This window comes from Acinetobacter shaoyimingii (assembly GCF_011578045.1).
Taxonomy (GTDB): domain Bacteria; phylum Pseudomonadota; class Gammaproteobacteria; order Pseudomonadales; family Moraxellaceae; genus Acinetobacter; species Acinetobacter shaoyimingii.
Genome location: NZ_CP049801.1, coordinates 2,924,606 through 2,942,835, shown reverse-complemented (window position 1 = coordinate 2,942,835; position 18,230 = coordinate 2,924,606). Strand labels below are relative to the sequence as shown.

Below are 18,230 nucleotides of genomic sequence, written 5' to 3'. Positions count from 1 at the left end.
CCAATTGATAAATTCAAGTGGATCTAATTTGATGAATATTAATGCTTGTAAAAATAGTAAAATGTTATAACATAACAAAAATTAGCCTAATGTACACTTGAGCCTTTGTCATGTTTTTTAATAAAAATGTCATCACATCATCTATATTGATGCTGATTTCAGCGCAAATTTTCGCTGAAGAACAACCACTAACAACTCAAAAATTAGAAACCATTGAATTACAAGCACATCCTCTAAATCAATCTGCAGCAGATTTTGCTGTGGCAGATGAAGTCATTGATCAGAAAAAATTAGCACAAGGCGCACCGACAATTGGTGATGCATTGGCAGGTGAGTTGGGTATTTATTCTAATCAATTTGGTGCAGGTTCAAGCCGGCCAGTGATTCGTGGCCAAGAAGGACCGCGTGTCAAAGTTTTAGAGCATGCCTCTGAAACGGCCGATGTTTCTACACTTTCTCCTGATCATGCTGTGACAGTCGACCCAATTTTAGCCAAGCAAGTTGAAGTGATTCGAGGGCCATCGACCTTACTCTATAGCGCAGGAACTGTAGGTGGATTGGTCAATGTAACGGATCAAAAAATCCCGACACAAATGCCTGAAAAAGGCTATGAAGGCCAAGTAGGTGTGCGTTACAACTCAGGTAGTGATGAGAAACTCGCGAGTGCAGGCGTAACAGCTGCGATAGGGGATCAATTTGCGATTCGTGTAGAAGGAAGCAAGCGAAAAGCCAACGACTATATCGCGCCAAATTATTTCCATGATCATGATGGTGAGTTGGAAAAAGAACGTCGTGTAGGTAATACTTTTGCCGAAGGTCAAAATGTCAGTATCGGTGGGTCCTGGATTCACGACCGTGGTTTTGTAGGTGTGTCCTATAGCAATCGAAAGGACAAATATGGTCTACCTGGACACAATCACGAGTATGAGTCTTGCCACCCGCATGGAGATCATTTGCATTGTGACGGCCATCATAACGAACAACATGAAGATGAACACGATCATTCAGCACATGATGACCATGACCATGACCATGACCATGACCATGACCATGACCATGAGTCTGGTCCATGGGTGGACTTGAAATCAGAGCGCTATGATTTTAGAACTGAACTCAATAATCCTTTTGCTGGGTTTGAAAAATTGCGTGCGCATGCCAGTTATACTGACTATAAACATGATGAAATTGAAGGTGGCGAGGCTGCAACGACATTTAAAAGTAAAGGTTACGATGGTCGTTTAGAGTTGGTGCATCTTCCACTAGCAGGTTGGGAAGGTGTGATTGGAGCACAATACAATCAGCAAAAACTGAATATTACCGGTGAAGAATCTATTTTAGAGCCAAATAAAACTCAGAAGTGGAGTCTATTTGGTTTGGAGCACAAACAGCTGGGCGATTTTCACTTAGAACTGGGCGCACGTGTCGATCAGCAAAAAATTGATATCAGCTCGAATAAGAAAAATTATGATGATTATGGTTTTTCATATTCAGGAGCGATCAACTGGGAATTTGCTCCGAACTATAAATTGTCCTTGGTGGGTTCACATCAGGAGCGTTTACCTTTAGCGCAAGAGCTATATGCAGATGGCAAACATCTAGCGACCAATACTTACGAGCGTGGTAATGAAAATCTTGATGTAGAAAAATCCAATAATGCAGAATTGGGACTGCATTTTGATAACGGAAAACTTGATTATCACGTACATGCATACTACAACCACTTCGATAATTACATTTATGCCGACACCACATATAACTATAAAAATTTCCGCCTCGTGGATTATCGACAAGACAAAGCAAAATTTTACGGTGTAGAAGCAGAGGCAGCTTATCAATTGAATGATTGGTACAAAGTCAGTGTATTTGGTGATTATGTACGTGGAAAAATTGAAGCTGAAAATGCACCACGCGTGCCAGCGGGTCGTTTAGGGACACGTGCTGATGTTAAATTTAGCGATGGTTGGTCAGGTTCAGCTGAGTATTATCATGTGCTTAATCAAGATAAGTTTGCAAGCTTTGAGCAAGAAACCTCGGGATATAACATGGTGAATTTGGGTGTTGCATATGCAGGGAAATTTGCTCAATCTAACGATTATCGCGTCTATGTGAAAGCCAATAACTTATTGGATGATGAAGTTTATTCACATAGTTCATTCTTGGCGAATATCCCGCAAGTTGGGCGTAATTTTACACTGGGACTTGAATTTGGATTCTAACTGAGATCATCAATAAATTGATCGATTAAAATGGATATTCAACACAATTCCCCTTGAAAAATAAAACAATTAAACCTAGTCTGCTGATAACAGACTAGGTTTTTTACTATGCGTATCTTTGATCGAATTCATCAAAAATTAAATTGGTCACGCCGTCGCTATTTTGGCCTTATTGCAGGTCTTTTTGTATTGGGCTATTTATCTTCTGCAATTTTTCATATGTATAAACCATTGCCAGAAGGTTTGAATTTTAAAGGCAAACTGCGCCATGCAGACGTGAAGTTTTTAGCCGATCAAACCTTTATGGATGCGAAACAACAACAGCAACAAGAACATCATATTTTCAATGAGATGTTGAAGTTGATTGATGAGGCGCAAACCACCATAGTGGTAGATATGTTCTTATTCAATAAAGAAGTGGGTGAGTCTAAAAAGAAACACGAGGCACTGACGCAAAAATTAACGGATGCTTTGGTTGCTAAAAAGTTAAGTCATCCGAATATTGAAATTAAGTTTATTACAGATCCAGTGAACTCAGTGTATGGTGGTATTGCACCAAGTCATTACCGCGAGCTGCGTAAAGTAGGTGTAGACCTCATTGAAACAGATTTAACACCACTTAGAGCTTCAAATCCTTTATGGTCTGGTTTTTGGTATTTATGTTGCCAAAACGTTGGGAATAATCCAGAAAAAGGCTGGTTGAAAAATCCTTTAGGGGAAGGCAAAGTCACATTGCGTAGTTATTTTGCATTGTTTAATTTTAAAGCCAATCATCGGAAAACTTTAGTGGTCGATACCCCTGAGGGTTGGAAAGCTTTAGTCACGTCTATGAATCCGCATGATGGCAGTTCACGCCATTCCAATGTGGCGTTGGTGGTGTCAGGTGCGCCAGCTGCTGATGTACTGAAAACTGAACAAGTGGTTGGGCAAATGTCAAAAGCCAATATGCCAGGGGTGGTTATTGGCGATTTAGCGCGTGATAAATATCTTCCACAAGTTCAGGTGTTAACTGAAAAAGCGATTCTAGATGCAATCTTAAATATGCTAGATACAGCCAAAGCCAATGATCAGATCGATTTAGCCATGTTTTACTTGTCTGAGCGTCAGATTATACAGGCACTTAAAGATGCCAAAGCACGTGGCGTGAAACTTCGCATTTTACTTGATCCGAATAAAGATGCATTTGGTCGGCATAAAAATGGTATTCCAAACCGTCCTGTGGCTTCAGAGCTTTATAAAGCAGGCATTGATGTTCGATGGTGTAATACTCAAGGTGAACAGTGCCATAGCAAAATGATGATTAAACAATCTGGACAAAGTTCAGAAATGATTTTAGGTTCAGCGAATTTTACAGCTCGTAATTTAAAAAATTATAATTTGGAAACGGATATACGAGTTTTAGGTCAGTCAAAAGCCCCTGTTTTTGTTGATGCACAGCAGTATTTTGATACCGCATGGTCAAATTTGAACGGTAAAAACATGAGTGTTGAGTACAAAACTTATGCCGATGAATCAAAATTTAAATATGCAACTTATCGCTTTATGGAATGGAGTGGGGTGTCGACGTTTTAATATCCCTCATCCCAACCTTCTCCCATAGGGAGAAGGAGCTTTAAATCGCGCCTTATACGGGCTATTTCCTTCTCCTTTTAGGAGATGAGAAGCACAGCATCACAAGGGGAGAGATGAGTTACAATTAAGCCTGTGGATTTGGTGGAATAATTTGATCCAAATCCTTATCTGTCATGCTTTCAAGCTCATTTTCCAATTCTTTAATATCTGTTTTGATCTTCCAGCTGTCAGCTTCTTCAACAGGTTGCGGTAAGCGAGCTTCTAACCAGTCACAAACCACATCTGGCGAAAAATCTTCATGGTTGCATTGAATGACCCATGACAAAAACTGTTTTGCTTCACCATTCATATATGGCGGTGGCGAAACGGGTAAAAACTGAGTTGGTAAACGCTCATTTTTAGAGATGTAGTTCAATACATGTCCTAATTCTTGAACAGTTTGCCAAGCCAATGGGTGCTCAATATTAATTTGAAATTTAAACCACCAAGCATGTTTGCCATCTGAACCATAGGAATCGATAAAGGACTCTTGCACACTAGGTACTTTACAAAAAAATTGATGTAAACGATCAAAACTTAAGTCAGACACGACGTGGGATCCAGCAGTTTTAAAAAACTTATATTAGCAGATGCGACAAGATCAAGAAGTGTTTCGCTCAGATAAAAATGAGAGATCCTTACATTTGCCTAATTTTTATTCATAATTTATCTGCAATTATGGTTTAAAGTATGACTATAAAATTGATACGCATAGGTGTCATCATGAATCATTCCAACAATAAAAAAATTGAAAAAAATATTTTTTCACATCAGATATTATTCAGTCTTACTGTTTTAGCGATATCTTCAATGATCTCAACGACGGTTATGGCTGAGCAAAAATGGGGTTATCGTGTGGTACAGCAACCATCAGTACCATCAAGATCAACTTATCAGTCATATGACCCTACGGCATGGACGTCTAATCGTCAGAATGCGGATGCGTATGCAACGCCATTGCCCCAATCTCATTATCAGAACTATCAGCGACCTTATCCACCGTATCCGCCACATCATGGTGGTCACGGACATCATTATCCAAATTATCCTGCTTATCCAGTGCAAAATGGATTAACCATCACTTATCATCAACAATTGCCAAGTTATACAGAATATCGTTCTGAGCAACAGGGTTTTGTGAATGGAAATAATGGTTTTATCCAAAGTTCACGAATGACGTATATCACGGATTGGCGACGCTATAATTTACCTGCACCTGCCGCAGGTATGCACTGGATTTATGAGAATGGTCGTTATCTGATGGTTCCCAATGGCCGTTAAGCCAAGGGTAGAGAAATGATGCATTTGGGATCATTTCTCTACATGTTTAAGATCGCCAGATTATTAAGTTTAATTTTGCATCAAGCCAATTCATCATCTTCTGGACGAGGCGTTTTACCCTCTGCCAATGGTTTGTCTTGATGTTTCTCGCGGATCACGGATGGGAAATTCCAAGAAGCAAAACGTACCACTAAAATTGAAATCGCCAAGATAAGAATCGAACCCGTAATAATCACCAAATCTATGCTGGCTTTATGCGTATGTTGAATATCTGAAATGAGTAATCGGGTCAGCGCAGTAATAGCAATATAAATTAAAAAACGTACAGGCATGTGATTGGTTTTAAAGTAAATGCCGACCATTGCCCCAAGTTCTAAATAGATAAATAACAATAGAATATCGTCAATCGTTGCATATTGTTTAACGCTAAAAATATCATAAACGGTGTGTGCGGCTGACCAAATGACCATACAGCCAATAATAAACAGTGCGAGATAATGAAAACTTTCTACAGCAAGGTTCCCGAATCGATCAAGAAAGGATTCAATCTTTGCGATTTTTGGATCTTTGTGTGACATATTAGAACCTTTTGATAAATGACAACTTTTAATAATCAATATGCAAATTACATGCAAATGTAGAAATAAAAAATTAAAATCATGATTTATTTGTATTTTAAGCTTTTTTTTATTTAAATTTATTGTAGTGTAAGGGGATACATTCAATTAGAAAAGGAAAGAAGATGTTAGATAAAATTCAAACAAAAATTGATGGTTTAGCCAATGGTAAAAAACTCATTCTAGGTGCGGGGATTAAAGATGATGAAATGCAAAAAGTCATTTCTTTGTGTGAAGATCTTGAAAGCAAAGGCGTGATTAAGCTAAACAAAATTCAAAAATCATCTTCTGCTCCTGGTCTTGTACAAAGCATCATTATTGAAAAAGTTTAACGTACTTTTTCTTTTCATTAAGCCAAAAAAACGCCTGAATGATCAGGCGTTTTTTTATCAATCGATGTCTAAATCAGCTTAAGACTGATTGGTGAAGTAGTCTTCACTGAAGCTCATAACTGTATCTGAAGTGACTTTAATACGTGCAATACGTGTATTTAAATCTGGCAAGATACGTTGGATAAAGTAGTTCACCAAAGACAGTTTGTTTTGATAGAACTCACCTGATTTGGCATTGGCTGCTTTGGCAATTTTAGCGAACATGTAGCTAAAGCTGAGTAAACCGACAGCATGTAAATAATCTACAGCAGCTGCATTTGCGTAGTCAGGATTTTCTTTTGCACGTTCAAGCACAGTTTGTGTAATCACTTCAAGCTCAGTTGCAGCATCAAGTGTTGCATCTTTGATGTAGTTTAAATCTGAATCTAGATCATTGGCAAAATCACGAATTTCTTCAATATATTCAGCGATGTATTCACCATTGCATTTAATGGTTTTACGACCAATCAAATCTTGAGATTGAACGCCGTTGGTTCCCTCGTAAATCTGAGCAATACGTAAATCACGGATGCATTGTTCCATACCCCATTCACGGATATAACCATGACCACCGAAGACCATTTGAGCATCTAATGTTGCTTGGAATGCAGTATCAGTCAAATATGCTTTTGCGATAGGGGTTAATAATGCAACTCGGTTGTTGGCTTTCTGCACCGCTTCAGCATCGGTTGAGAACTTGGTAATATCAAGCTGTTGACCAACATAGACCGCGAAAGCACGAGATGCTTCATTGTTTGCACGAACATTCAAAAGCATACGACGCACATCACCATGAACCAAAATGCTGTCAGCAGGTTTCTGTGGAGATTTGGCACCTGTTGCACTACGGCCTTGTAAACGGTCAGTGGCATATTGTGCTGCATTTTGATATGCGTATTCCGAAGCACCAAGACCTTGAATACCCATCGATAAACGTTCGTAGTTCATCATCACGAACATCGCAGCAAGACCTTCGTTTTCATTACCTACAAGGTAGCCTTTAGCTGCATCAAAGTTCATGACACATGTTGCAGAAGCTTTGATCCCCATTTTATGTTCAATTGAACCTGGGCCAGCAGTATTACGTTCGCCTAAAGAACCATCAGTATTGACGATAAATTTCGGCACGATAAACAGTGAGATACCACGTGAGCCAGCAGGGGCATCTGGTGTTTTTGCAAGGACTAAGTGAATGATGTTCTCAGCTAAATCATGATCACCGCCAGTAATAAAGATTTTAGTCCCAGTGATGTTATAGGTACCATCTTCATTGCGTTCTGCTTTGGTTTTGATAATGCCTAAATCTGTACCTGCATGTGGTTCAGTTAAGCACATCGTACCTGACCATTCACCTGAATAAATTTTTGGTAAATAGGTTTCTTTTTGCTCTTGAGATGCATAACTGTTTAATGCCATACCAGCACCCACAGAAAGAAGCGGGTAGAGCATGAATGATGGGTTGGTTGCAAATAGCATTTCATCAGCAAGCACAGTCAGCATTTTTGGCATGCCTTGACCGCCCCATTCTTCATCTGCGCCTAAACCAATCCAACCGCCCTCAGCGTATTGTTTAAAAGCTTCTTTAAATCCAGCAGGTGTGGTGACAGCACCATTATTATAAGTTGCGCCTTCTTCATCTCCCGTACGGTTGATTGGAAGCGTCACGTTTTGAGCAAATTTTGCCATTTCTTCAAGAATAGCTTCAGCCGTTGCAGCATCGACATGTGCAAGATTTTCATTGGCTTGCCAGAATTGTTCTGCTTTAAAAACATCGTTGAGGATGAATTTCATATCCGCAAGAGGCGCATTATAAATTGGCATTTTTCCTTCACCTATTTTTTGTTGAATCTATATTTGAATATTTAGAGTCTAACCAAGTACTTGAATTGTTGTTAGACGACTAAAGGTTAATATTGTGTCTTTATATGTCTACTTCAGTTTATAAAGAAAAAGGACGGCCAACGCTATGACTGTCCTTTTCTTTTTATTGCTTTTTATGGCAGGTCATTAGAATGCGAAATGTTCTGCATCTAAAGACATCAATGGATCTAAGCCACCTGCAATCACGTCTACGTGTGAACGTACGCGTGGTAAGATTTTCTTGAAGTAGAAACGCGCAGTGGTAATCTTCGCATTGTAGAAGTCAACTTCAGTTGTACCTTCAGCCAATTTCTCTTGTGCTACGAGTGCCATACGTGCCCATAGGTATGCAAGTGTTACATAACCAGAGAAGTAGAGGTAATCAACAGCAGCAGCACCAACTTCATCAGGGTTTTGCATTGCTTTCATACCAATTTGCATGGTCAAATCACCCCACTCTTTATTGAGAGCAGCAAGTGGTTCTAGGAATTCTTTCAAACCAGCGTTGTCTTTATTCGCTTCGATAAATTTATGGATGATCTTGGTGAAGTCTTTCAACATTGCACCTTGAGTACCCAAAACTTTACGACCTAATAAGTCAATCGCTTGAATTTCAGTTGTACCTTCGTAAAGACACGAAATACGTGTATCACGAACAATTTGTTCCATACCATGTTCAGAAATAAAGCCATGTCCACCGAACACTTGAACACCATGTTTCGCAGATTCTGAACCTGTTTCAGTCAAGAACGCTTTTGCAATTGGTGTCAATAATGACAAGATATTGTCAGAAGCTTTACGCTCTTCTTCAGTTGCACCTTGTTCTACAACGTCTGCATGGAAAGACAATAAGTAAACCAATGCACGACCAGCTTCAGCAAATGCTTTTTGAGTTAAAAGCATGTTACGTACAGCAGGGTGAACAATAATCGGATCTGCTTCTTTTTCAGGTGCTTTAGGACCAGACAATGAACGCATTGCTAAACGGTCTTTTGCATATGCAAGTGCACCTTGGAATGCGCCTTCAGATGCAGATAAACCTTGGATCGCAGTACCAATACGTGCAGTGTTCATGAACGTGAACATGCAGTTTAGACCACGGTTTTCAGGTCCAATCAAGAAACCTTTTGCGTTGTCAAAGTTAATGACACATGTTGCGTTACCGTGAATACCCATTTTGTGTTCAATTGAACCACAACGTACGCCATTACGTTCGCCGACTTCACCATCAGCAGTTAAGTTGAACTTCGGTACGATAAACAACGAAATACCTTTTGTGCCTTTAGGCGCACCAGGAAGTCGAGCAAGTACAATATGGATAATGTTGTCAGCCATGTCGTGTTCACCAGCAGAGATAAAGATTTTCTCGCCGGAAATCGCATAGCTACCGTCAGCTTGTGGTTCAGCTTTGGTACGGATAATCCCTAAGTCAGAACCTGCATGAGATTCTGTTAAGCACATGGTGCCTGTCCACTCACCTGAAATTAATTTAGGTAAGTAAGTGTCTTTTTGCTCTTGTGAACCATGGTGTTCTAAAGTACGAACTGCACCATGAGATAGACCAGGGTACATACCCCATGCCCAGTTCGCAGTACCGACCATTTCAGAAATGATGTTTGCAATTGAGACAGGTAAACCTTGACCGCCGTACTGTTCTTCAGCAGAAAGTGAAGGGAAGCCAAGCTCTACATATTTTTGATATGCTTCTTTAAAGCCGGTAGGCGTTGTTACAACACCATCGTTCCATTTACAACCTTCACGGTCGCCCACTTGGTTTAATGGAGACAATTCGTTTTCACAAAAATCCGCAGCAGCTTCCAGATATTGGTCAACCAATTCACGGCTTACGTTTTCTTGGAATGCAGGTAATTTTGAATAATGATCTTCAGCATTTAATAATTCATGCAAAACAAATTGCATATCACGTAAGGGTGCTTTGTATTGTGGCATAACGGGTTTCCTCAATACTGGTTAAACCAGATTTATAATCCTAATAAAAAGGGTTGTGTCTTCAGTGACACATAAGTTCTATTACATCGTGCAATATCTTATTGTTTGGTACAAGTTTTCTGACTTGATTCTGCGTGACTGTAAAGTCAAACAAATAAAACTTGAAATTCATAAGATAATGAAAAACAAATATTTTTAATAATTATTTTTAGTCATAAATAGTCAAAATAGTAAAAAATTATGTCGTAAAAAAAAGGTGCATATCGCACCTTTTTTCGAATATTAATGAAGCAAGTAAATTTATGATGCTTTTACTGCTGTTGGAGCAACGATTGCATTTGGCTGAAAACGGACTTGGCATTGACCATTTAAAGTTTTTTCACCAACTTTAATTTGCACCGTTTGACCTACTTTCTGACCTTGGCATGCTTGAGCAATAGCTTGTTGACGTTGCTGAAGTTTTGCCAATCGTGCATCAAATTTTTGGGTCAATTCAGCACGTTTTGCGTCTGTTAAAGGTTCACGGTTTTGCTGTGGGCCTTTATGGAAATCACCCTTCATTGGACGATGTTCGCCTTTCATAGGGTGATGACCGTCCCGCACTTGTTTCATATCTTTACGATCGACTTTGAAGTGTGACACACAAGTTCCATCAATCGTTTTTTCACCAACTTTAATTTGTGTGGTTTGACCTACAGCTTTACCTTCACATGCTTTTTTGAATTGCTCAGCAAAAGCTTTACGTTGTTCTAAGTGTTTTTTGAACTGTTCACGCTGTTCTGGTGTCATTTGGCGTTCATGACGTGAACCATCAAATTTGTGCGGACCTTTTGCATCATTTGGTGTAGATGTCGTTTGACACGCAGTTAGAGCGCCCGCGCTAAGAACACTGGCAGTAATAAGTGCAATTTTAGAACGTGTGTTCATTGTCATATCCCCGATTATTGGATGTTTTTTCGATGAGATAAGATTAAATAATAAAGATGTAGAAACAATGGAGAGTTTTTTGAATGAGTGTTCTATACAATACCCAAATGAGAAGAAAAACGTGAGAACTGTTTTGAATATACGTCGTGTTCCCATTGCGCTACGCATTTTCCTGACTGTGTTATTGACCACGCTGGTCATAACCACTGTAAGCCTAAGCGTCTTACATTGGACCATGCAGAAAAACTTTACCCAATATGTGGCAGATGTTGAGATGCAGAAACTCGATCATCTGATTGAAAACTTGGCGAGTGTATATTCGGTTTATCACGATTGGGGAAACTCAGTTCAAGCTCAGATTTTGCAAATCGAAGGTCAAGCGGCACCAGACGACTATGATAAGTTGTCACGCTGGTGGTTACGTCGTCAGTATGATATCGCATTGCAACAGCGTTATTTCAAAGAACATACCATGATGAGCCAATTGGATACGCAGCGTGCTCAGACCATTAATCCTGAAGAATTAAAGGTATTGGAAGACAATTTACCTTCTGAATATCAACCTTTTGAAGGGCTCAAATTTCCTTTAAGTTCCAATCAAAATCAGTTTAGAAATGCAGAAAAACGTAAGGATAATAAACCTTCTAGTCTGCGTACATCGGAACAGCAACAAGGTAAAAAGCTGTTTATTTCAATGTCAGATCATTTAGGTTTAAGTGCTCGATTGTCACTTTATGACGCGAAACAACAGTTTATTTTAGGTGAGCCATCTGAAAATCCTGTGTCATTTCGTCCAATTTCGGTAGATGGAAAAATTGTCGGCTATTTAGGTCTTCGACCTGTATTGGATCAGGAAGATGCATCGAGTATTAACTTTTTTAGCAATCAAAAACGCTACTTATTACTGATTTATATTTTAACTTTCCTCACCAGTCTCGTCGCAGCGTTACTTTTAGCAACCTATTTTAAAACACCGATTCAACGATTGCTAAAAGCAACACGTGAATTGACTAAAGGCAATTATCAGCACCAAGTGAAAGTTAATCGCAATGATGAGTTGGGAGATTTATCCAATGAAATTAATCAATTGGCTGTAATTTTGGATCAGCATGAAAGCTCACGTCGTCAGTGGGTAGCCGATACATCACATGAGCTGAAAACACCTTTGGCCGTATTGCAAGCGCAAATTGAGGCCATGCAAGATGGCATTCGTAAACCGACACCAGAACATTTTGCCTCGATGTTAGGGCAAGTGAGTAGTTTGAAAAAATTGACCCAAGATTTGGCAGATTTAGCTCAAGCTGAAGCACAGCAATTGAAATTCTACTTTACAGAAGTTGATCCATGGGCGGTCGTATTGCAAGAAGTGGATAATTTTAAACCTAAATTTGAACAAGCTCATTTAAGCATCAGCGTTGAGGGACAGGGTGCCGAATTACAATTGGATGTTGATCGCTTTAAACAAATTATGGTCAATTTATTGGGCAATAGTATTCGCTACACCACCGCAGGTGGCGAAGTTCATGTCCATACTGAACAAGATGCACAGTCTTGGTCCGTGATTGTTGATGATAGTCCGCTCGGTGTGACTGATGAACAATTGGCCCATTTGGGTGAACGATTCTACCGTGTTGATGACTCTCGCACACGTAGCACAGGCGGAACTGGTCTAGGGCTTGCATTGTCAGGTAAAATTGTTCAAGGTTTAGGGGGTAAATTGAGCTTTGATCATTCACCATTGGGTGGTTTACGATGCAAACTCACCTTTCCAAAAAACACAAAAGTTAAGAAGGAAAACGCATGAAGCATGTGATGCTGGTTGAAGATGAAGTAGAACTTGCACAATTGGTGCGAGATTATCTAGAAGCGGCTGGTTTTGAAGTCAGCATGTTTCATGATGGTCAAGAAGCATATGACAGCTTTTTACAACGTAAACCGAGTTTAATGCTATTGGACTTGATGGTGCCACGCATGGACGGTCTAACTATTTGCCGTAAAGTACGTGAACAGTCTGATATACCGATTATTATGGTGACCGCTCGTACTGAAGAAATTGACCGTGTATTAGGTTTAAACATGGGCGCAGATGATTACTTATGTAAGCCATTTAGTCCTAAGGAACTGGTAGCTCGTGTACAAGCTGTTTTACGTCGTTTAGAACGTAAAGCTGAGCCTGAAGAAAATAATCTGTTTCGTATGGACAAAGCACAGCAACGAATCTGGTATCAACAAAAGTCATTGAATTTAACCCCGACTGAATTCCGTTTATTGGAATTGTTCTTGGAACATGTGGGGCAGGTGTATTCACGTGCACAATTGCTTGATCATATCAATCCTGACAGTTTCGATGTGGCAGACCGTGTGATCGACAGCCATATTAAAAACTTACGCCGTAAAATTTCGGATGCTGCTGAAACAGGTAACCGCCATGAATGGGTGCAGGCTGTGTACGGGGTAGGCTATCGTTTCGAATATCCTGAAGATTGATCTATTTATTGCATAGATTGAAAAAAGCGGATAGATGATTTCTATTCGCTTTTTTTTAGTAAAAATGAGTGGTTTAAAAACTCTCTTTTATCATCAGTTGATTATGCGGAGCTATTTGAAATTCAATTGATTATTTCTAATATTTTTATAAATTTTACTATCACAACTTAAGTACTTAACAGAAGCATAAAATGCTTTATGGGATAACTTTATATTTGATGTCATTTATTGATCTCAAATTTTTCAATGATCCAGTTCTCTTAACAGAGAAATTCTATTCTGATCATTTTTACTTAGAGTTTTAACCACCAAATCATAAGAAGATTGAATCAAATCTTGTACTAAATCTTCTTTGACTTCTTCATGTTCATAAAGCGAAATCCAGTGACGTTTATTCATGTGATAACCCGCATGAATAAAAGGATAAAAGTCACGTAGCATTTCACTATGCTGAGGTTCAACTTTTATATTTAAAACGGCTTTACCTTCAAGTTTAAAAGCCATGAGATATACTTTATTTGCTACCTTATACACATTACAACCTTCACCAAATGGTTGTGAGAGCGTGGTTTGCGGTAATGCTTGAGCGACTTGGTCTGCATATTGATGAAGATGAATCATATAAAACCTTTAATTTGAATAATTTTTAAGGGTAAATTTCAATTGCTGTTCCATCATCAATCAATTGCCAGATTTCATCCATGTCTACATTTCTAACAGCGATACATCCCCAAGTCCAATCTTCAGTGGGCATGTATTTCATCAATTTAGGTACGACTTCAACTTGAGCTTTTTTTGCAGATCCGTGGATCATTATATCTCCTCCAGGTGAAACGCCCAATTGTCGCGCGATGACTTTATCTTGTTCATTGGGATAAGATATATGTAATGATTTATAAAATGCACTTTGCGCATTACGCCAATCTAAAATGTAACGTCCCTCAGGTGTTTTGCCATCACCTTCTTGAACTTTATGCCCAATGGGGTTAAAACCCAGTCGCATTTCATAGCTGCGTATAATATTGGAACCATTTAAAAGATGAAGTCTACGCTCAGCTTTATAGACATGAACCTCGGTAATGGGGGTATATTGTCTTATTTTACGAATATCTTGCTGATTTAAAGCTTGAGTACTTTGGACAGGATGACTGGGCAAATAACGCTTTAATTTATAATAACCATAGGTACAGCCAGCAATAATCACAATCAATATTAAACATAAGCTGCCTAACTTCTTAAACATACGTTTATTATCCGTTTTCTAATTCTCAATATTGTTCAATTGATTGAAATATTTTTAGTTTATCTTTTTCATAAAGTAAAATTGTATGCGATAAATTTAAAACAATGTGAAATAAATCACAATATGTGAAATGAAAAACTTAGACAAAAAAAGGATTAAAAAGCTAAATTCAGCGGTTACTCAATTGAAAATAGCCCAAATCTGGGCTATTTCATTAAGTCGAATGATGTGGTTTTTGTAAGATTACGAAAACTATGAAGAACAACTGACCATGACTTCAGGCACATCCGTAGGTAATGGTGCCAGATCTTCTGATTTTTCGAGTTCAGGTTGATGAATAAAAGGTTTGTTCAGTAATTTAAATAATCGATCTACTTCTGAAAAATCATGACCTTCTGCCAGCTCGATTGCCCGCTGAGCCATATGGTTGCGCAGAATATATCGCGGATTGGCCTTGACCATTTCGACATCCAGCTCGGCAATATCTTGATGTTCACGGATACTTTGGTATTGTATTAAAAATTCTTCAAACTGACGTCGATCTAAACAATCATCTTTGATCACGTCATATTGTTTTTCTTGGAGGCGTATAAAGCTTTGTGTGTAGTCAAGTTGTTCAGATTGTAAGATTCTTAAAAATGCCATCGCACAATCAAAACTGTCTTTATGAAAACCCGGCAATCCCATTTTTAGAGATAATCCAAGTTTGTAATGTTCCAAAAATGTCGGCTCAAAATGTTCTAAACATTGCGCCAAATCTTCTTTAAATTGCTGTTTTTTTGATGCATCTTTTTCCAAAGGAATAAGATTGTTGAGCCAATTCCACAAATTCCAATGTGCAATACTCGGTTGTTGTTGATAGGTATAACGACCATTGTAATCACTATGATTGTTGATCCAGTTTGGACGGAAACGTTCCATAAATCCATAAGGACCAAAATCTAAAGTCGTACCGGTAATATTAAGGTTATCGGTATTCATCACGCCGTGAGCAAAACCAACCAGTTGCCATTTTGCGATCATCACCGCAGTACGCTGAATCACTCGTGTCGCAAATGCCAAAATCGGTTGATCAGCTTCTAAACATTCTGGATAGTGCCATTCGATACTTTTTTGTGTGAATTCTTCAAGCAACTCAGGCTGATATTGATTGATCCACTCAAAATGTCCTAAACGTATGTGACAGTCTGACGTGCGCAGCATCATGGCACCACGTTCTAATTTTTCGCGTTGTATGCCCTGATCTGAAGAGGTAAAACCTACTGCATTACTTGATGGAACACCTAAGGCATTGAGTGCATGTCCTGCCAAATATTCACGAACTACCGAACGTAATACAGCCCTTCCATCGCCCATACGCGAGTAGGGGGTTGAACCAGCGCCTTTTAAATGTAGATCGATAGTTTGATTTTTTTTATCTAAAATTTGTGTAATGAGTAATCCACGACCATCACCCAGTTGACCTGCCCATTGACCAAACTGATGTCCTGCATAGACCATCGCCAAAGGTTCAAATTCGGTAAAGGTTTTTTGACCGCTACATATCTCAACCCAAGCACTTTTATCTGCTTCTGACCAATTGAGTTCATCGGCAAGTTGGTCATTAAAGTGACCTGCCCTCGGATTTTTTAAAGGCACAGGTTGTTGATGGTGATAAAGCTTTGGACTGAGCGTGTTATAGCGTGGATTAAATTGCATAGGATTTTAAAACTTTTTGAAAATCTAAATTCACTATAGCAAATCTAACAACAATACGTGTGGTATTGATTTATCTAGTCTACGATAAAGAGTTTTGCTCCAAGTACGGTTGATGAGCGGTGTGCTTCTGCATGATCAGCCACTTGATAACTCATGCCTGCTGTCAGTGTGAAAACTCGTCCATCATCTAATTCAGTGCTTAATTCACCCTCTAAACAAAGCAAAATATGCCCTTTAGTGCAGAGATGGTCAGCAAGATAGTGGGGAGAATACTCCACCATTCTGACGCGGATATTGTCAAAATGTTGGGTTTTCCACAGTGTAAAACCTGTTTCTCCAGTATGTTTGGTGGTCTCGATTTCAGCCCAGTTTGTGATACCGAAAGGGATGTGATTCATGTTCATTGTTGTACCTTTATTCTTATGGTCGATACATGTATAGAGCGTTAGTTTTATAGATCATCCAGAAAAGAAAAGCTCCCGTAGGAGCTTTTCTTTTCAATATGTTCAATTGATTCTTGTTTTAATGAGAAACAGGGGCTTTTTCTTTCTTCAAATTACGTGTGAGTAATTTTAAAGTTTCACGATGATGTGAAAGACGCTGTTCTACCAATTGGAACTCAACTTTAAGTTTACTGTCCATTTGATGGATTTTTTCAGCGACAGATGCTTTCTTCACTTGAATTTCCTGTTCTTTTAACTTTGCCCAGTCATTCAATGTTTGTGAAAATGCTTCGTATTCTTGAGCGATACGCATTTTTGCTGTGGCAATATCTTCACTTACGTTATGACCGTACACAGCTAAATCTTGCTCAGCATATTTAAACTTCATCGCAAGTTCAGCTTTTTTGATGTTAAAGCTTGGAATACGACGTAAGTTTTTCGCCATGCCAAATTTAGAGAATGTCCAAATGAGCCATTTTGTAGGATCGTATTGCCACCATTTCACACCATTACGATAATCGTATTGGAAAATATGATGGTAGTTATGATAACCCTCACCCCAAGTAGCAATCGCTAACCAGAAGTTATCACGCGCGGTATTTTCGTCTGTATAAGGACGTTTACCCCACATGTGACAAAGTGAGTTAATAAAGAAAGTAACGTGATGGCTTAAGATTAAGCGCATTAAACCGCCAAGCAGTAAAACACCTGCCATATCACCTACAGCCCAACCCACAGGCAGTAAGATTGCAGCATGAACAACAATCACTAATGGAACATAATATTTGTCTTGGAACATCACCACTTTGTCTTTCAACAAATCTGGTGCATTTTTATAATTTGCCTCAGAAGCAGGATAGTTACGCAACATCCAGCCGATATGAGCGTACCAAAAACCATTATTAATCGAATAAGGATCTTGCTCAACATCATCAACATGACGGTGATGCGTACGGTGACCAGAAGCCCAATACAAAATACTGTTTTGAACTGCAAAAGTACCCATGATCATTAAAATAATCTTTAAAGGTAACGTCGCTTCATAAGCACGATGTGCCCATAAACGGTGGTAACCCGCCGTAATACCAAGGCTACTTACGCCCAGTAAAACAAACATGCTAATCCAAGCAGCCGTACTAAAATCGTGATGGTAGGCATAAAGTGGAATAGCAATCAGTGCGACAACAGGTAAAAGCACCAATGCGAAAACTGCAATCCAGTTAATTGGGGCTTTTGGTAAGGGAGCATTCATCTCCAACAGCACTCCTAGAACCTAAGAAGGTATAAATAAAGACTTAAAGCTATAATGAAATAGGGTTAAGACTTGATCATGTTAGCACGAGCTACATTTGCCCACTACTATTATTCTACAGTTGTATTGTACTGAACAGTAACAGAATAAGTCATGTAGTTTAGTCCTTTTCATTTTGCTTACAATATCAGTTGATTAATCATTTCATCTTTCAAATTAAAGATCATCTATCAATATTTAAAAAAAGTTTTTTAAGTCAGATGATTGCATTAAT

Annotated in this window: 16 protein-coding genes; 6 read left to right on the top strand and 10 right to left on the bottom strand. The window is 38.9% G+C overall.

The annotated features are described in order from the left end of the window. Positions 1-110 precede the first annotated feature (110 nt). Together znuD and G8E00_RS13270 are read left to right on the top strand one after the other, a co-directional pair. Positions 111-2,216: a zinc piracy TonB-dependent receptor ZnuD gene (gene znuD, locus G8E00_RS13275; RefSeq protein WP_166225307.1), complete on the top strand. Its 2,106-nt coding sequence runs from the start codon at positions 111-113 to the stop codon at positions 2,214-2,216. A 108-nt stretch (positions 2,217-2,324) separates the two neighbouring features. Next, positions 2,325-3,788 (top strand): phospholipase D-like domain-containing protein, encoded by a 1,464-nt coding sequence (locus tag G8E00_RS13270; RefSeq protein WP_166225303.1) that lies wholly within the window; start codon positions 2,325-2,327, stop codon positions 3,786-3,788. Positions 3,789-3,912: 124 nt separating this feature from the next. On the opposite strand, the gene G8E00_RS13265 is transcribed toward G8E00_RS13270, so the two are convergent. Further along, entirely contained in the window at positions 3,913-4,377 is a 465-nt protein-coding gene (locus tag G8E00_RS13265) for a hypothetical protein (RefSeq protein ID WP_166012094.1), read from the bottom strand. Positions 4,378-4,550: 173 nt separating this feature from the next. On the opposite strand from G8E00_RS13265, the gene G8E00_RS13260 reads away from it, so the two are divergent. Next, the gene (locus tag G8E00_RS13260) at positions 4,551-5,108 is read left to right on the top strand and encodes an RcnB family protein (protein ID WP_227591371.1); all 558 of its coding nucleotides are present in this window, start codon (positions 4,551-4,553) and stop codon (positions 5,106-5,108) included. An 80-nt stretch (positions 5,109-5,188) separates the two neighbouring features. Here G8E00_RS13260 and G8E00_RS13255 read toward each other — a convergent pair whose 3' ends face one another. Continuing rightward, on the bottom strand, positions 5,189-5,686 hold the full coding sequence (locus tag G8E00_RS13255) for a phosphate-starvation-inducible protein PsiE (protein WP_166012092.1): 498 nt from the start codon (positions 5,684-5,686) through the stop codon (positions 5,189-5,191). A 164-nt stretch (positions 5,687-5,850) separates the two neighbouring features. Between G8E00_RS13255 and G8E00_RS13250 the strand changes: the two genes are divergently transcribed. Continuing rightward, a complete protein-coding gene (locus G8E00_RS13250; RefSeq protein WP_166012091.1) occupies positions 5,851-6,057 on the top strand; it encodes a hypothetical protein in 207 nt (68 codons plus the stop codon). A gap of 78 nt (positions 6,058-6,135) precedes the next feature. Here the strand turns inward: G8E00_RS13250 and G8E00_RS13245 are convergent, their stop codons facing one another. From G8E00_RS13245 to G8E00_RS13235, 3 genes are all read right to left on the bottom strand, one after another. Continuing rightward, positions 6,136-7,917, bottom strand: coding sequence for an acyl-CoA dehydrogenase C-terminal domain-containing protein (locus G8E00_RS13245; RefSeq protein WP_166225300.1), 1,782 nt, complete (start codon positions 7,915-7,917; stop codon positions 6,136-6,138). A gap of 186 nt (positions 7,918-8,103) precedes the next feature. Further along, on the bottom strand, positions 8,104-9,906 hold the full coding sequence (locus G8E00_RS13240; RefSeq protein ID WP_166012089.1) for an acyl-CoA dehydrogenase C-terminal domain-containing protein: 1,803 nt from the start codon (positions 9,904-9,906) through the stop codon (positions 8,104-8,106). 300 nt (positions 9,907-10,206) lie between these two features. Next, positions 10,207-10,833 (bottom strand): hypothetical protein, encoded by a 627-nt coding sequence (locus G8E00_RS13235; protein ID WP_166225297.1) that lies wholly within the window; start codon positions 10,831-10,833, stop codon positions 10,207-10,209. 133 nt (positions 10,834-10,966) lie between these two features. Here G8E00_RS13235 and baeS point away from each other — a divergent pair, with 133 nt between their 5' ends. Both baeS and G8E00_RS13225 read left to right on the top strand, forming a co-directional pair. Next, on the top strand, positions 10,967-12,637 hold the full coding sequence (gene baeS, locus G8E00_RS13230) for a sensor histidine kinase efflux regulator BaeS (protein ID WP_166012191.1): 1,671 nt from the start codon (positions 10,967-10,969) through the stop codon (positions 12,635-12,637). After that, complete coding sequence (locus tag G8E00_RS13225) at positions 12,634-13,320, top strand: response regulator (RefSeq protein ID WP_166012087.1); 687 nt, start codon at positions 12,634-12,636, stop codon at positions 13,318-13,320. The genes baeS and G8E00_RS13225 overlap by 4 nt, the downstream gene beginning before the upstream one ends. A gap of 243 nt (positions 13,321-13,563) precedes the next feature. Here G8E00_RS13225 and G8E00_RS13220 read toward each other — a convergent pair whose 3' ends face one another. The 5 genes from G8E00_RS13220 to G8E00_RS13200 form a co-directional block, all read right to left on the bottom strand. After that, positions 13,564-13,938 carry an MmcQ/YjbR family DNA-binding protein gene (locus G8E00_RS13220; protein WP_406741406.1) on the bottom strand — a complete coding sequence of 125 codons (375 nt, stop codon included), beginning with the start codon at positions 13,936-13,938 and terminating at the stop codon, positions 13,564-13,566. Positions 13,939-13,966: 28 nt separating this feature from the next. Next, complete coding sequence (locus G8E00_RS13215; RefSeq protein ID WP_166012085.1) at positions 13,967-14,563, bottom strand: L,D-transpeptidase family protein; 597 nt, start codon at positions 14,561-14,563, stop codon at positions 13,967-13,969. 252 nt (positions 14,564-14,815) lie between these two features. Beyond that, on the bottom strand, positions 14,816-16,261 hold the full coding sequence (locus tag G8E00_RS13210; RefSeq protein ID WP_166225294.1) for a protein adenylyltransferase SelO: 1,446 nt from the start codon (positions 16,259-16,261) through the stop codon (positions 14,816-14,818). Positions 16,262-16,335: 74 nt separating this feature from the next. Continuing rightward, positions 16,336-16,665 carry a DHCW motif cupin fold protein gene (locus G8E00_RS13205; RefSeq protein WP_166225291.1) on the bottom strand — a complete coding sequence of 110 codons (330 nt, stop codon included), beginning with the start codon at positions 16,663-16,665 and terminating at the stop codon, positions 16,336-16,338. 118 nt (positions 16,666-16,783) lie between these two features. Further along, positions 16,784-17,956, bottom strand: coding sequence for a fatty acid desaturase (locus G8E00_RS13200; protein WP_166225288.1), 1,173 nt, complete (start codon positions 17,954-17,956; stop codon positions 16,784-16,786). Positions 17,957-18,230 lie beyond the last annotated feature (274 nt).